The 14,806-nt window shown below is 73.0% G+C and carries 15 protein-coding genes; 7 read left to right on the top strand and 8 right to left on the bottom strand.

What is annotated here, in order from left to right:
• Positions 1-45 precede the first annotated feature (45 nt).
• Both FU792_RS07260 and FU792_RS07255 read right to left on the bottom strand, forming a co-directional pair.
• Positions 46-927 (bottom strand): branched-chain amino acid ABC transporter permease, encoded by an 882-nt coding sequence (locus FU792_RS07260; protein ID WP_022923837.1) that lies wholly within the window; start codon positions 925-927, stop codon positions 46-48.
• A gap of 52 nt (positions 928-979) precedes the next feature.
• The gene (locus FU792_RS07255) at positions 980-2,293 is read right to left on the bottom strand and encodes an amino acid ABC transporter substrate-binding protein (protein ID WP_022923836.1); all 1,314 of its coding nucleotides are present in this window, start codon (positions 2,291-2,293) and stop codon (positions 980-982) included.
• Positions 2,294-2,380: 87 nt separating this feature from the next.
• Here FU792_RS07255 and FU792_RS07250 point away from each other — a divergent pair, with 87 nt between their 5' ends.
• Positions 2,381-3,538 (top strand): LacI family DNA-binding transcriptional regulator, encoded by a 1,158-nt coding sequence (locus FU792_RS07250; protein ID WP_237739982.1) that lies wholly within the window; start codon positions 2,381-2,383, stop codon positions 3,536-3,538.
• Positions 3,539-3,594: 56 nt separating this feature from the next.
• On the opposite strand, the gene FU792_RS07245 is transcribed toward FU792_RS07250, so the two are convergent.
• Positions 3,595-4,479 (bottom strand): formate/nitrite transporter family protein, encoded by an 885-nt coding sequence (locus tag FU792_RS07245; protein ID WP_022923834.1) that lies wholly within the window; start codon positions 4,477-4,479, stop codon positions 3,595-3,597.
• 170 nt (positions 4,480-4,649) lie between these two features.
• On the bottom strand, positions 4,650-4,937 hold the full coding sequence (locus FU792_RS07240) for a hypothetical protein (protein ID WP_161600219.1): 288 nt from the start codon (positions 4,935-4,937) through the stop codon (positions 4,650-4,652).
• Between the two features lie 147 nt (positions 4,938-5,084).
• On the opposite strand from FU792_RS07240, the gene FU792_RS18475 reads away from it, so the two are divergent.
• A complete protein-coding gene (locus FU792_RS18475; protein ID WP_275100760.1) occupies positions 5,085-5,213 on the top strand; it encodes a hypothetical protein in 129 nt (42 codons plus the stop codon).
• A gap of 68 nt (positions 5,214-5,281) precedes the next feature.
• On the opposite strand, the gene FU792_RS07235 is transcribed toward FU792_RS18475, so the two are convergent.
• The 3 genes from FU792_RS07235 to FU792_RS16740 all read right to left on the bottom strand — a co-directional run bounded on the left by FU792_RS07235 (position 5,282) and on the right by FU792_RS16740 (position 10,730).
• Positions 5,282-8,905, bottom strand: a complete 3,624-nt coding sequence (locus FU792_RS07235) for a PQQ-dependent sugar dehydrogenase (RefSeq protein WP_168714889.1) — start codon at positions 8,903-8,905, stop codon at positions 5,282-5,284.
• 125 nt (positions 8,906-9,030) lie between these two features.
• Positions 9,031-10,206 (bottom strand): MFS transporter, encoded by a 1,176-nt coding sequence (locus FU792_RS07230; RefSeq protein WP_022923832.1) that lies wholly within the window; start codon positions 10,204-10,206, stop codon positions 9,031-9,033.
• A complete protein-coding gene (locus FU792_RS16740) occupies positions 10,158-10,730 on the bottom strand; it encodes a hypothetical protein (RefSeq protein ID WP_161600218.1) in 573 nt (190 codons plus the stop codon). Before FU792_RS16740 ends, FU792_RS07230 begins: the two co-directional genes overlap by 49 nt.
• 97 nt (positions 10,731-10,827) lie before the next feature.
• On the opposite strand from FU792_RS16740, the gene FU792_RS07225 reads away from it, so the two are divergent.
• A complete protein-coding gene (locus FU792_RS07225; RefSeq protein WP_149814664.1) occupies positions 10,828-10,986 on the top strand; it encodes an HAD hydrolase-like protein in 159 nt (52 codons plus the stop codon).
• Between the two features lie 9 nt (positions 10,987-10,995).
• On the opposite strand, the gene FU792_RS07220 is transcribed toward FU792_RS07225, so the two are convergent.
• A complete protein-coding gene (locus FU792_RS07220; protein ID WP_149814663.1) occupies positions 10,996-11,298 on the bottom strand; it encodes a hypothetical protein in 303 nt (100 codons plus the stop codon).
• A 365-nt stretch (positions 11,299-11,663) separates the two neighbouring features.
• Here FU792_RS07220 and ribA point away from each other — a divergent pair, with 365 nt between their 5' ends.
• Genes ribA through FU792_RS18820 form a run of 4 tightly spaced genes read left to right on the top strand, consistent with a single transcriptional unit; the run spans position 11,664 to position 14,795 of the window.
• Complete coding sequence (gene ribA, locus FU792_RS18470) at positions 11,664-13,055, top strand: GTP cyclohydrolase II (protein WP_033418486.1); 1,392 nt, start codon at positions 11,664-11,666, stop codon at positions 13,053-13,055.
• Complete coding sequence (locus FU792_RS07210) at positions 13,055-13,774, top strand: CDP-alcohol phosphatidyltransferase family protein (RefSeq protein WP_022923829.1); 720 nt, start codon at positions 13,055-13,057, stop codon at positions 13,772-13,774. Before ribA ends, FU792_RS07210 begins: the two co-directional genes overlap by 1 nt.
• Positions 13,771-14,289: an MDR/zinc-dependent alcohol dehydrogenase-like family protein gene (locus FU792_RS18825; protein ID WP_238706074.1), complete on the top strand. Its 519-nt coding sequence runs from the start codon at positions 13,771-13,773 to the stop codon at positions 14,287-14,289. Before FU792_RS07210 ends, FU792_RS18825 begins: the two co-directional genes overlap by 4 nt.
• Complete coding sequence (locus tag FU792_RS18820) at positions 14,211-14,795, top strand: MDR/zinc-dependent alcohol dehydrogenase-like family protein (protein WP_238706111.1); 585 nt, start codon at positions 14,211-14,213, stop codon at positions 14,793-14,795. The genes FU792_RS18825 and FU792_RS18820 overlap by 79 nt, the downstream gene beginning before the upstream one ends.
• The last annotated feature ends 11 nt before the right edge of the window (positions 14,796-14,806 follow it).

The raw sequence follows: 14,806 nt of genomic DNA, 5'->3' as shown, positions 1-14,806 counted from the left end.
TTCGGGCGCCCGGTGGCCGGGGCCGTGGGGGTCGGGGTGGCGAGGTCAGAAGCGTTGGGCAAGGCGACCTCCGAAGAATCCCTGCGGACGGACCATCAGGGTGAGGAACAGGGCGAGGTAGAACACGGTCTGGGCCCAGGTGGTGCCCAGCGGGATCTGCAGCAGGCTCTGGCTCAGGCCGAGGACCAGCGCGGCGATGGCGGCCCCGGGGATGCTGCCGAGGCCCCCGACGACGATGATCGCCATGAGCGGGCCGATCCAGTGCCAGTGCAGGGACGGGTAGATCGTCGAGTCCAGCGCCAGGGCGGTCCCGCCGATCGCCGCGGTGGCGAGCCCGAGGCCGAAGCCGTAGCCGGCGACCTTCTCGGTGTCGATGCCGAGCAGCGCGGCCGCCTCCTTGTGCTGGATGGTCGCGCGCAGGGCCTGGCCGAAGCTGGTGGCCTTCATGAGCAGGTAGAGCGCCAGCAGGCTGACCGCCGCAAGCCCGAAGGCCACCAGCTTGACCACGGCGATGTTGGCGCCGAAGACCTCGATGCTGGCGGTCGAGTAGCTGAGGCTGATCCGGCGCTGTGTCCCGGTCCAGACGAAGCCGAGCATCCCTTCGATGATGAGCGCGATGGCGAAGGTCAGCAGGACCGACATCATGGTCAGGGTGGCGGGCTTGAGCCGGGACAGCAGGAACCGCTGCATGACGACGCCCAGGACGAAGAACAGCGGCACCGTCGCCACGAGGGAGAACAACGGGTCGATGCCGGTGGCGCGGTGGAACGCCCACGCGAGGTACGCGGCGAGGATGAGGAACGCCGAGTGGGCGATCATCACCACGCGCATCACCCCGAAGTAGAGCGTCAGGCCGGCGGCGAGGAGGGCGTAGAGGCCTCCGAGCAGGATGCCGAGGATCACCGCCTGCGTGATGAGGGCCGTCACGAGAGGCTCCCTTCTGGACGGTCGTGGGTGCGGGGCAGGAGGCGGATGGGGCTCACCAGTCCTGCTTGGGGAAGGAGAGCTCGGCGTCGCTGGCGTCCTCGGGCAGGACGATGACGATCTCGTCGTCCTGCCACTGCTGGATGAGGTGGGCGGCCTGCGGGCGACCCTCCGCGTCCCAGGACAGCGGGCCCACGACGGTCTCCACCTCGTTCTCGCGCAGCCAGTCGATCATCGACTGCTGGCACTCCGGGCTGGGGTCGGCGCAGTCGTTGGCCTCAGCCGCGGCGGCGACCACCTGCATGGTGGTCCAGGCGTTGGCCTCGTCCTCGTTCGGCGGGTTGCCGTGCTGCTCGGTGTAGAAGTCGACGAACTCGGCGTTGGTCTCGTACTCCGCCTCCGGGGTGTAGCCGGTCGGCGACAGGATGCCGTCGGTCTCCCCGATGGCCTCCGGGAACTCCGGGTTGGTGGGCGCGGTGGAGAAGGCCGCCATGCGCGGCTGGTAGTCCAGCTGCTGCAGGGCGACGATGAGGTTGACCGCGTCCTGGTACTGCGTGCCGCCGACGAGGATGTCCGCGTCGGTGTTGGCGATCTTGTTGGCGATGCTGGAGAAGTCGGTGGTGTTGGGCGGGTAGACCTCGTCGGCGACGGTCTCGATGCCGCCTTCCTCGAGCTTCTCCTTCAGCCCGTAGGCGGTGCCCTGGGCGAAGGGGTCGTCCATCGAGGCGTAGGCGGCCGTGGTGGGCCGCTCCCCCTCGGGCATCGCGAGGATGTGCTCGGCCAGGTAGTTGTAGTGGTCGTTCGCGATGGCGGGGGCGGCGTAGAAGAGGTTGTCGAAGCCCTGGGTGAAGACCTCCTCGGCGGCGCCGGCCGGCTCCACGAAGAGGAAGCCGTAGTCCTGGGCGACCTGCGCCGCCGGCACGACCAGCCGGGTGGAGAACGGGCCGACGACGATGTCGACCTGGTCCTGGTTGATGAGCTTCTCGTAGTCGGAGGCGACCCGGTCGGCGTTGGACTGGTCGTCGTAGATGATGAGCTCGACGTCACGGCCCAGGAGGCCGCCGTTGGCGTTGGTGTACTCCGCCCAGGCCTCGTAGCCGCGCTGCACGCCCTTGCCGGGCTCGGAGAAGTCGCCGGTGAGGGGCAGCGAGATGCCGATGGTGACCGGCCCCTCGTCGCCCTCGCCACCCTCCCCTCCCCCGGAGGAGCCGGCGCCGCCGCCGAGCCCGCAGGCGCTGAGCGTCAGCGCGCCGGCGGCCGCGACGGCCAGGGCGCCGCTGCGACGGGCGCGGCTGGGGTGCGTGATCGACCTCCCCTCCCCACGGTCGTCGTCGGCGGTCAGGACGGATCGGCGGGTGGTGTCGTTCATCTGGCGCTCCTTTGCGGCCCACGGAGAGAGGTCAACCGATTACGCAAACGTTTGCACAAACGATTGCGTTGTACGATAACCTGCGTGGTGGGTGTTGGCAAGGAGGTCCCGGCCCAGGTCCTGCGACGACACCCCGACCGGGTCGAGGACGACCACCAGCAGCGCCCGAGCGCGACACGACGAGCGCAGGCACAGGAGCACGAGGAGTCGAGGATGACCGGAGCCGCGGCACCACGCCTGGTGGACATCGCCGAGTCCGCGGGGGTCTCCGTGGCCACGGCCTCGCGCGCGTTGAGCGGCCGGCAGGGGGTGAGCTCGGCGGTCGCCGAGCGGGTCAAGGAGATCGCTGAGTCGCTGGGCTACATCGGCAACGTCCACGCCCGGTCGCTGGCCGGCGGCACCAGCTCCAGCGTGGGCCTGGTCATCCACGAGGTGGCCGACCCCTACTTCTCCGAGATCGCCAGCGGCGTCATGCGGGTGGCCGGCCACCGGGGCCTGTCGGTCCAGATGTGCCACAGCGGACGTGACCCGCAGATCGAGCTGCGGCAGCTGAGGACCCTCATCGCCAACCGGGTCGGGGTCATCGTCGTGGCGGGATCGGGCTACCTCGACCCCGAGGCGGAGCGCAGCATCCAGCGCGAGCTCTCCCGCTTCACCCAGGCGGGAGGTCGCGTGGTGGCGATCGGCCGCCACCAGCACGCCACCGACGCGGTGCTGCCGGCCAACACCGACGGCGCCCAGGCGGTCACCCGTCACCTCCTCGGGCTCGGGCACCGGCGCATCGCCGTCGTCACCGGGTCACGAGGCCTCACCACCGTCGCCGACCGTCTCGCCGGGGTGCACCGCTCGCTCGACGAGGCGGGCATCCCCCGCACGGACGTCCCTGTCGTCGAGGCCCCCTTCACCCGGGACGGCGGCAAGGCGGCCACCCTGCAGCTGCTGGAGCACCACCCCGACCGCACCGCCGTGCTCGCGCTCAACGACGACATGGCCATCGGCGCCCTCTCGGTGCTCCGCTCACGGTCGCTGCGCGTGCCCGAGGACATGTCCGTCACGGGCTTCGACGACGTCCCGGTGGCCGCCGACCTGTCGCCGTCGCTGACGACGGTGCGCCTGCCCATGCAGCAGATGGGTGAGAAGGCGCTGGAGCTGGCCCTGCGGCCGCCCACCAAGCGACCCCGGCGGGTGGTCATGCCGGCCACGCTGGTGGAGCGGGACTCCAGCGGGCCGCCGCGCCGGGGCTGACGGGCCTCGACAGGCCCACGACCGACAGTCGTCGTCGGGCGACGCGGCGCCATGGGCTAGTGGGCCTGCCCTGCGGACAGTCGGCGGCTGCGCTCCTCGCGCACCAGCTCCCAGGTCCGCACGATGCGCAGGGCGGTCATGATGACCAGCCCCCCGACCATGTTGAGCAGGGTGACCCACCAGAACCACCCCAGCCACTGGCCGACGGTGATCTCCGCACCGGCCTGCATGGCCCCGAAGATGAGCACCGACGACAGTGCGCCGTGGTGCATCTCGAGGCCGACCACGAGGAAGCCGCCGATGAAGGAGATGATCGCGGTCATGACGTCGGAGCTCGCGCCCTGGTTCATCCGGGTCATCAGCGTGATGGTGCTCCCGGCGAGCAGGGCGAGCGCGACGGTCTCCATGGTGAAGCCCGCCGTCACGTAGCCGACCGCGGACTCGACCAGGTGCTGGTGGAACTGCGGGAAGGCATACACCACCAGCCACATGAACGCCCAGCCCCCGGCGAGGTTGGTCACCAGGGTGACCGACCACAGCCGCAACAGCTGGCCGGCGGTGCCGTGCCCGGCGAGGACGGCGTTGACCGGGAGCATGAAGTCCTCGGTGAACAGCTCGGAGTGCGCCAGCCGCAGCGCCAGCAGGCCGATGCCGAAGGCCAGCCCGGACAGCAAGGTGCTGCCGGTGGCGTGCATGACCGCGAGCATCGCCATGATGCCGAGCCCGACGTCGATGCCGCCGAAGAGGCCGGTGACGACCAGCCCGCGGTGCGTGCGCTTGAGCCGTTCCTCCCCCTCCGAGACGGTGGTGTTGAATTCCTCGTGCAGCTCCTCCTCGAGCCGGCGCGCCACTCCCCCGACCTCGACGGTCTCGTAGTCGTCCCCCTGGCCGCCGGCCTCCGGCTCGGTGCTCTGGTCGAGGTCGCCGTCCTGGGCGCTCATCGGGTGCGGGCCTGGTCGGCGTGATCAGTCATCTCCCCATCCTCCCTGCTCGGGGCGGTCTCTCGAGCCACCCGGACGGGAGCCCCGCCCGGCGGGCACGGGTGAGGCCCCCCGGTGGTGGTGGGCGGAGCACCACCACCGAGGGGCATCGTCAGGGGATCAGGACCGGCTCAGGAGCAGCTCACCGCCTCGTGGTCGAGCTCGTAGCGCTCGTAGTGGCCCTCGCCGTCGTACCAGGCGTAGCCCGCCACGGTGACGCTGCCCGCCTCGACGGCACCCTCGCCCGAGCGGAACACGTGGTAGACGGCCTTGCCGTCCTTGACGTTGGTCCACTTCTTGTCGCCAGAGGCGGTGGTGGCCCGGACGTCCACCCGGTGACCGTCCTCGTTGACGACGTGCACCGCGACCACGGCCGTCTTGTTGGAGCACTGGGCCCGCACGGACACCCGCAGGTCCACCTCGTCGGTGGAGCAGCCGGCGCCACCAGCGTCAGCGCCGCCGTGTCCGAGGCGTTGCCGTGCCCCTGGGACCGGACCGACACCTTGATCGTGTAGTCGCCGGGGGCGAACCCGGAGACGTCGAACGAGGTGGCGAAGGTGCCGTCGGTGACGGGTACCTCGCACCCGACGACCTTGCGGCCCTCGGCGTCCTGGAGCTCGGCATACACCGACTTCTTGCCCTCGCGCCACCCGGTGCTGCCCGGGGTCGCCTCGCCCGTCACCTCGACGGGCTGATCGTCGCGACCTCTCCGCCGCCACCGGTGATGGTGACGCTCGGCTGCACCACCGGGACCTCGGCGCTGTCACCGGTGACGGTGACGCCGCGGATCCGGCCCACGTTGTCGAAGGAGCCGAAGCCGACCCGACCGGAGCCGAAGGTGTCGTCCGTGGCGGTCAGCAGGGGGGTGCCCAGACCGTCGAGGTAGACCGCGATCCGACCGGTGTCCGCGCAGTGCACCAGGCGCACGTCGTGCCAGGCGTCGTCGGTGACCGCGGGCGGGGCACCGATGGTGCCGTCCCACTGGTCGTCGATCCGCTCCCGGTCGGCGCCGTCCACCTTGAAGATGCCGTTGTGCGCGTAGATGGTGTTGTCCTGCGACAGGTGCGCGTAGTAGTACTCCGTGTCCGACTGGTAGCCGAAGACGAGGATGACGTCGCGGTTGTTCACCGACACCGGCTCGTCCAGGCGCACCTGCGCGTCCATCACCAGGGAGCCCAGCTCGGGGCCCTCGGTGACACGGCGTACTCGAACGGCCGGCGGATGCCGTCGTTCGGGTTGTCACCGGCCTCGGCCAGCACCACCGCGTCACCGGGAACTCCCACTTCTCCGGGGTCCGCGGCGCCCAGCTCGAGGCGTCCATGACATCGGTGACCACCGTGTCGCCGGGGGTGCAGCCCGGGTCGAACACCGGCTGCTCCTCCGGGACCTCGAACAACGCGTACTGCGCGGCCATCTGCTCCGCGGTCGGCACCGCGTCGAGGAACATCAGGTCGTCCATCCGGCAGTCGCAGGGGTTCCGCTCCTGCGTGTCCTGGGGGAAGCTGCCACCGATCTTGATGCCGGCGGGGTCGGTGTCGGACGTGGCACCCGAGCCCCAGCGGTTGGCCGCGGTGTAGTCGCCCTCGAGCGGCTCGCCGTTCATGTAGAGCGCCATCTCGCCCTCGACGAAGTCGAAGGTCGCCGCGAGGTGGACCCACTCGCCCTGCTCGAGGATCTCGTCCCAGGGCAGGTCGGCGGCGTAGGTCCACGAGCTCGCCCCGTCGACCCGGCGGCCGAGGGCCACGAGCTTCTGCTCGCCGCCCACGTCGATGACCTCCAGCAGCGCGCGCACGCCGTGCCCGTCGGAGTCGCCCGAGAGCACGCCCGCCAGGCCGATCGCGTTGTAGCGGTCGTCCGGGTCGGTGGTGTTGGTGTTCGGTGCCGGCAGCTCACCCGTGGGCTTGAACCAGCCCATGACCGTGGTCTCCTCGGCCCCGGCGAAGCGGGACAGGCTCCGGACGCCGTCGGCGTCGTAGACGCCGGCCTTCCAGTCGTCGTTGGACGCCTGGTCAGGGCTCAGCTGCTGCGTCTGCAGCGCCTCACCCGCACCGGGGTATGCCGCGTCCGCGACCCGCATCTCCACGCCGCCGTTGACGAGGTCGATGTCGGTGCCGGACAGGCCCTGATCGGCCTCCTTCGTGGCGTCGCCCTCGACCGGGTGGTCGAAGTCGTAGCGGGCCACGACGTCCGCGGCGAGGTCCTCCAGGACGTAGGGCGAGGACACGACGTCCTCACGGGCGCCGGTCACCTCCCAGACCCGGCCGTCGGCCTTGGAGACGAGGTAGAGCTCGCCGTCGGCGTCCGAGCCGAACCGGAGGTCGACCCGGCTGTCACCGACGAGCTCGGCGAAGGTGGTCTCCTCGCCGTCGGCGAAGACCGTGAGCTGCTCGATCTCGGCGAGGTCCTCGGGGTCCCCGTCGTTCCGGACCATCTCGTCCTCCTCGGTGGCGAGCACCCAGCCCCGGACCAGGTCCGTGAAGAGGTACCTGCCCTGCAGCTCCTCGATCTCGCCGCGGTAGACGAAGCCGCCGTTCAGCGCCACGCCCGCGTCACCGGTCTGCCCGGGGTCGCGGTTGTGGTCGTAGGCCGCCACCGGGTAGGTGAAGTCGAACTGCTCGGCGTCGTCCTCGGGCAGCGGGAAGATCTGCCGGTTCTGCGCCACGAACGGTCCCTCGCGGTCGGACCAGCCGAAGTTGTCGCCCGGCTCGACGGCATACACCGACTCGACCTGCCACTCGCCGATGTGCCCGAGGTACATCGTGTTCTCGCCCTCGGGGTCCCAGCTGATGCGGTGCGGGTCGCGCAGGCCCACGGCGTAGATCTCGCCGAGGGCTCCCTCGGTGTCCACGAACGGGTTGTCGGCGGGTATGCCGTACTGCCCGTTGCTGCTGTCGTCACCCATCGGGTCGATCCGGAAGATCTTGCCGTGCGGCGTCGCCAGGTCCTGCGGGTTGTCGTTGCCGACGCCGTTGCCGCCGTCCCCGGAGAGGATGTAGAGCATCCCGTAGTCGGGGTCGCCGGGGCTCACGGTCGGGTTGAAGGCGATCTGCTGCAGGGTGTGCACGCGGCCCGCGAACGGCACCCGCATCAGCTCGCGGCTCGTGCCGGAGAAGACCTCGGCCGCGGGGTCGTCGGCGGTCCACTCGGTGACGACGCTGTGGTAGCCGGTACCCCCGAAGGCGGGGAAGTCCGGCTCGTCCTCGGTGAGCGCGCTGCCCGCCTCGGTGTGCACGGTGTAGAAGATGCCGTTCTCGGCATACTCCGGGTGGTGCTCGACGAAACCGAAGCCGGTGCCGAGCCCCGCGTGGTTGTGGAAGTTGTCGACGAACTGGTCGCGGACGTTGAGGTAGGGGGTGTAGTCCCCCGTCTCCTTGTCCACCATGTAGAGCATCTCGTTCATGTCCGGGATCGCCAGCCGGCCGGAGCCGTCCGGCACCTCGTCCAGGTGCGTGATGCGGTTGTGCCGGATGAGCCGCTGGTCGCTGGCCGCCGGGGTCGTCGAGGACTCCGGGAGCTGGACGAGCTCCTCCACCTCGATGCCGAGGACGGAGGGCTCGGGGTCGGGCAGCGGGTTCAGCAGCGGCTGCTCGGGGACCTCCCCGGCCTCGCAGTCGGCGGGGTTGCCGCTCGGGATGGCGAGGTTCTCCCCCGCGGTGTCGATGCCCACGTCGTCGAGGTAGAGGTCACCCGGGCTGCGCGAGCCGTTGATCCAGAAGAACCGGTCCAGGGCCCCGGAGACCGGCGCGCGGAAGTCGAACTGCTCCTCGGCGCCGTCGGGCAGGCGGGTCTGCTCCTCGTAGGGGCCGCCCTGGCTGTAGACGGCGACCTCGTCGGCGTCGTTGTCGGCGACGATCCACACGCACTGCCAGGAGTCCTTGCCCCAGATGCCGACGGACTCGAACGCCCCTCCGTCGCGGGCGCGCAGGATGTCGTCGTTCTGGTTGTTCACGTAGGCCCGGCTGTCGGTGTAGGTGCCGGGCACGTCGACGTCGGTGATCCCGAAGGAGGTGTCGACCGTCTCCGTGCGCAGGAACCGGAAGAACAGCGTGCCGGTGTCACCCTCCTCGATGGGCGGGATCTCCCGGTAGGTCTTCTCGCCGGGTCCGTTGAGCCGGCCGACGAAGTTGTTCTGGTTGAGCGGGTCCTGCACCACCGAGGCGGCCGCCGAGCCCACCCAGCCGTCCTGGCCGTCGAGCGGGCCGGGGGTGTAGGTCTCGAAGTCGAGCAGGGCGGTGAAGTCCGCCGCCTGCTGGTCCGTCCCTCCGGCCTCCTGCGTGGCCGGCTGGACCGCCAGGGCGGCAGGTGCGAGGCCGGTGACACCGACCGTCGTCGCGAGCGTGAGGGCTGTCCATCTCCGGGACCGGAGTGGTCGGAGCCGTGACGTCATTGTCTCTCCTCAAGGTGCGTAAACGTTTGCGTTGCCGTGCCGTGACAGGTATAGGTCACCGCGACGGGGCCGTACAAGGGTTTGCGTGAATTTACGTCCGGAGGCCCGTCAGGCCCTCGCGCCGGTCACCTCGCGGCGATCGTGCCTCGCCCGCCGCCGGTCAGGAGCAGGACGCCGAGGAGTGCACCGGCCCCGAGCACCGCGAACGCGCCGCGCAGTCCCAGGCCCTGGGCCAGCAGACCGAGGACCACCGGGCCGGCGCCCAGCCCGAGGTCCACGAGCACCCCGAAGGTCGCGCCGACCGCACCGGGCCGCCCGGCGGGAAGGCGCTCGGTGAGCAGCCGGAAGAAGGCCGGGGTGAGCAGGACGGCCCCGAGGGCCAGCACGACGGTCCCGGCACCGAAGGCCCCCGCGCCTCCCGCGAGGCCGAGCAGCACGAGCCCCGCCCCGCTGAGGACCAGGGCGGCCGCGGAGAGCCGCGTCGCGGCATACCGGTCGGTGAGGCGGGCCAGGAGCAGGCGGCCGGCCACGACGACGCCGCCGTAGAGCGCCAGCGGCCACGCGGCCCCGTCGAGACCGACCTCCCGGGCGCGCAGGGCCGCGAAGGCGAGAAATCCCGCCGACCCCACCACCCCGACCACGAACGCCAGCCCGGGCAGCCGCACCGCGCGGGGGAAGAGCGGCGCGGCGCCGTCCGGCGGCTCCCCCGGCCGAGCGCCCGGCAGCGCCGTGCCGACGGCGGCGGCCAGCACGCCCAGGGCGGCGACGCCGAGCCAGGCGGTGCGGTAGCCGCCGAGATCCACCAGCCGCTCACCGAGCGCGGGGCCCAGCGCGATGCCGACGAAGAGCGACAGCGAGCTGTAGCTGAGCGCCTCACCGCGGCGCCGCGGCGGCGCGACGTGGAGCAGGGCCGCCATGCCGGCGACGAAGACGACCGCCTCGGCGACCCCGGTGAGCGCGCGGAGCAGCAGCAGCACGGGCACGCTGCCGGCCTGGGTGTGCGCGACCAGCACGACCGCCAGGAGCAGCGAGGCCCCGACGAAGGGACGCCGGGGTCCCCACCGGTCCACCACCCGGCCGGCGGCCGGTCGCAGCACCAGCGCGGTGAGGCTGAAGGTGGCGACCGTGAGGCCCACCACGAGGGGGCCGGCCCCCAGACGGTCGGCCGCGTAGACCGGGACGAGGGGGATGAGCGCGCCGATGCCCACGAAGTACGCCAGCTCGGCGAGGACCAGGGCGAGGAAGGGCCCCGTCAGGAGGCGAGCACCCGACGGCGGGCCGTCCCCTGGCGCCGCAGCCACCCGACGACGGTAGCAGCGGGGGCACCGCCCGGGGCGGTGTCGACCGGTGTGCGGGCGACCCCGCCCGGGCCGGTCGGTGACCGGGCCCTGGGTAGGCTCGGTCGGTGGAGACCGCCCGCCGCCTCGTCGAGGACGCCCGGACCCTGCTCGTCGACTTCGACGGGCCCCTCGCCCGACTCTTCCCCGGGGCCCGGTGGGCCGAGCTGGGCGACCGGCTGCGGGCGGAGGCACGCAGGCTCGGCGGGCCCGAGCTGGCGCAGCGGCTCGAGGGCGAGGCGGACCACGTGCAGTGCCTGAGGCTGGTCGGCGACCACTCGCCCCGGCTGCTGGAGCCCCTCGAGGCCCTCGTCACCGAGCTCGAGCTGGAGGCCGCCGCCCGGGTGTCTGCCCGGACCGGGGCGGTGGCTCTCGTCGAGCACACCCTGGGTCGAGGTGCCTCCGTCGCCGTGGTCACCAACAACACCCCCGCCGTCGTGGCGGGCGTGCTGGACCGCGCCCGCCACGGCGTCACCGCGCGCCTGCATGTCGTGGGCCGGTCGGCGGGGCAGGTGGCCGACCTCAAGCCGCGGCCGGACCTCCTGGTGCGGGCGCTGGGGCTGACCGGATCGCCCCGAGGAGTCGGTGTTCCTGGGGGACTCGGTGACCGACGTGCAGGCGGGCCGTGCGGCGGGCGTGGCCGTCGTCGGGGTGGCCGAGGAGGAGGGCCGACGCCACGAGCTGCTCGCCGCCGGCGCGGCGGGTGCGGTGGACGGGGTCGACGCCCTCGTGTCCCCGCGGTAGGACGGGCGTTCAGCCGGACGCCACAGCGACGACCACCAGCAGGACCAGCACGGCGACCGGGACCAGGGCGGTCTCGACCCGGTCGAGGAGGAGCATCGTGCGGGCGACCGGGGGACGCAGTCGCGACAGCGCCACGTCCCGCGCGGCGGTCGTCGTCCGCAGCCAGCGCAGCCCGATGGCCACCGAGACGACGTGCACCACCCCCGTGGCCATCCGGCGACGCGCGCGTCGCAGGTCCGTGCGGACGACGGGCAGGGCCGCGACCACCCCCAGCACCGTCGAGGCCACCCGCAGGCCCAGGGCCAGGACCACCCCACGAACGGGCTCAGCAGCGCCCCCACGATCTCCTGCACCGTGGCGAGGCGCAGCTCGCTCACGTCCTGCGTGGTCCCGGTCCACACCACCCACGCCACCCCGAGGACGAGGCAGGGGACCCACAGCCGCCGGACGAGGCGCACGCCGAGCACCGCCCAGGCGTCGGACACCCCGCCCACGGCCCTGCCCGCGAGCGACTCGACCTCGTCGGTGACCGCCACCGGCGCAGGCTCCCTGCGGCTCCGACCCTCGGAGGTCCGACGGACCCAGCCTGTCACCTGTCTCACCTCCAGCACTCATCGTCGACACGCGGATCGCCTCTCCGCAGGAGAAGATCGCCGGTCACGACCATAATGTGGAGGATGGCTGAGCAGGCGAGAACGGCACCGCGGCGGGTCGAACGGGTGGCTGACACCCGGCTCCCGACCGACCACGCGACCTTCCGGATGACGGCATACCGCGACGACACGGGGATGGACCACGTCGTCCTCAGCCTCGGGGTCACCGACGACGACGGCCCGGACCTCCCGCCGCCCCTCGTGCGGGTGCACTCCGAGTGCCTCACCGGGGACGCCCTCGGGTCCCGCCGCTGCGACTGCGGCGAGCAGCTCCAGCAGGCGCTGCACCTCCTCGCCCGAACCGGCCGGGGCGCCGTCGTCTACGCCCGCGGGCACGAGGGCCGGGCGATCGGCCTCGGCGAGAAGCTGCGGGCCTACGCCCTCCAGGACCGGGGGGTCGACACCGTCGACGCCAACCTCGCCCTCGGGCACCCCGCGGACGCCCGCACCTACGACCACTGCGCCGCGATGCTGCTCGACCTCGGGATGCGACGCGTCCGGCTGCTGTCGTCCAACCCGGCCAAGGAGCTGGCGCTCAGCGCTCTCGGGATCGAGGTCGTGGAGCGGGTGCCGCTCGTCGTCCCGGACCGCGAGGAGAACGCCTTCTACCTGGCCACCAAGCGGACGCGGATGGGGCACGACGAGGCGGACCAGGACGAGTGGGAGCAGCTGCTCGCCGGGCGGATCCCGGCGTCCGGTGAGCTCGGACACCGCTACGGCCACCTCAACCGGGCCGGCGGCCCCCTCGTCCTGGCCCAGCTCGGCCAGAGCCTCGACGGCTTCATCGCCAGCCGCACCGGCGACGCCGCGTTCGTCACCGGCGAGCAGGACCGGGAGCACCTCCACCGGCTGCGCGCCCTCGTGGACGCGGTCGTCGTGGGCGCGGCCACCGTGGCCTGCGACGACCCCCGCCTCACGGTCCGAGCGGTGCGCGGGTCGAACCCCGTCCGCGTCGTGCTGGACCCGCGCGGCGTGACCCCGGCCGACGCCTCGGTGCTCACCGACGGCGCGGCGCCGACGCTGTGGGTCCTCGGGGGCGACACCCCCCTCGGCCCGGTGGGTGAGCACGTCGAGGTGCTCCGCTGGCCCGACGACGGGCCGATGGAGCCCCGAGCCGTGCTCGACCTGCTCGCCTCGCGCGGTCTCCACCGGGTGCTCGTCGAGGGTGGTGGGCGGCTGGTGTCGGCCTTCGTCCGGGCCGGAACCGTGGACCGGCTCTACCTCACCACCGCACCCGTGCTCATCGGGGACGGCGTACCGGGGCTGCGCGTCGCCGGCGAGGACCTGCTCTCGGACGCCCTGCGCCCGCCCGCGCGCCGCTACCAGCTCGGCGACGACATGGTCACCGAGCTGGACCTGCGGCGCCGGGGCGCCGTGCCCTCGGCGCTGGCCGCCGACGTCCCGGACGCCAGCTGATGTCGGCGCAGGCGCCCGCCACGCGGCTCCGCGGCGGCGGGGTGGTCGGCTCGGCCGTCGTCCTCCTCCCCCTGGCCCTGTGCGTGGGGGTGGTCACCCGGGTGGGGCCCGGTGTCGGTGTGGGGGTGCTCGCGGTGGCCGCCGGCCTGGTGGTGCCGGTCGTGGCCACCGGGGCGCTGGTGCGGCGTCGTCCCGCGGCGGTGAGCCCGCCGGACGTGGTCACCCTCGCCCGGGTCGCGCTGACGGGTGTGGTCGGGACCGCGACCGTGCTCGTCCTCGCCGGCCAGCTGCCGGCCCGCACCTGGGCCGTCGCCCTGGTCGTCGGCGCCGCGCTGCTGCTGGACGCGGTCGACGGGTGGCTCGCCCGCGCGACCGGGACCGCGAGCGCGGCCGGGGCTCGGCTGGACATGGAGTCCGACGCGGCCCTGCTCCTCGTGCTGTCGGTGCTGGCGGCCGTGACGCTGGGCTGGTGGGTCGTGGCGATCGGCGCCATGCGCTACCTCTTCGTGCTCGCCTCCTGGGTGCGGCCGGCCCTGCGGGGAGAGCTGACCCCGAGCCTGGCGCGACGGACCGTCGCGGCCGTCCAGGGCATCGCCCTGTGGGTCGCCCTCGTGCCGGTCGTGCCCGCCCCCTTCGCCGCAGCGGGCACCGCCGTCGCCCTGGCAGCGCTCACGGCCTCGTTCGCGCGCGACGTCGTCGACCTCGAGGCGCGCGGGTGAGCGGCGGAGCCGGGACGGCCCTGGCCTACTGGGCCACCGCGCCGGGTCGGGGCGAGCTGCGCCGGGAGCAGCTGCCGGAGCCGGGCCCGGACGAGGCCCTCGTGCGGGCGTCGTTCAGCGGCATCAGCCGCGGCACCGAGCTGCTCGTGCGCCGCGGCGGCGTGCCCGACTCGCAGGTCGACCGGATGCGGGCGCCCTTCCAGGAAGGAGGCTTCCCCTTCCCGGTGAAGTACGGCTACCTCTCCGTCGGGGTGGTCGAGCGCGGCCCGCGCGCGTGGGTCGGGGTGCGGGTGTTCTGCCTGCACCCGCACCAGGACCGGTATGTCGTGCCCGTGTCGGCCCTCACCCGGGTCCCGGACGACGTGCCCTCGTCCCGCGCGGTCCTCGCCGGCCCGACCGAGACGGCGCTCAACGCCCTCTGGGACGCCCCGCCTGCGTGGGCGACCGCGTGGCCGTCGTGGGCGCCGGGCTCATCGGCGGAGCCCTCGCCCTGCTCCTGCGCCGCTTCCCGCTGAGCCGTCTCCAGGTGGTGGAGGCCGACGCCACCCGGCGCCGGGAGCTGGTCGACGCGGGCCTGGACGCGGTGCCGCCGGAGGAGGCGCTGGACGACTGCGACCTGGTCTTCCACGCCTCGGCCAGCGAGCCGGGCCTCGCGCTGGCGCTCGCCCTCGCCGGGGACGACGCCGACGTGGTCGAGCTGTCGTGGTTCGGCTCCCCCGCACCGCAGGTGCCGCTCGGCGAGGACTTCCACTCCCGCCGGCTGCGGCTGGTCGCCAGCCAGGTCTCGAGGGTCGGTGACGCCCGCCGCCACCGGCGGGACCCGGCGGCCCGGCTCGCCACGGCCCTCGACCTGCTGTCCGACCCCGCGTTCGAGACCCTCCTCGCCGGGGTCAGACCCTTCCCGGCCATGCCCGCAGCGCTCGAGGAGCTGGAGCACGACGACGACCTCTCCGGGTGCGTCGTCCTGTCCTACCCCGACGCGCAGGACCCCGAGACCGACGCCCCCGCCCGACACCCCTGACCCACGAGGAG

The sequence above is a fragment of the Serinicoccus marinus DSM 15273 genome, from assembly GCF_008386315.1.
Taxonomy (GTDB): domain Bacteria; phylum Actinomycetota; class Actinomycetes; order Actinomycetales; family Dermatophilaceae; genus Ornithinicoccus; species Ornithinicoccus marinus.
The sequence above is the reverse complement of the archived record's forward strand: the minus strand, read 5'-3'. Positions and strand labels throughout refer to the sequence as shown.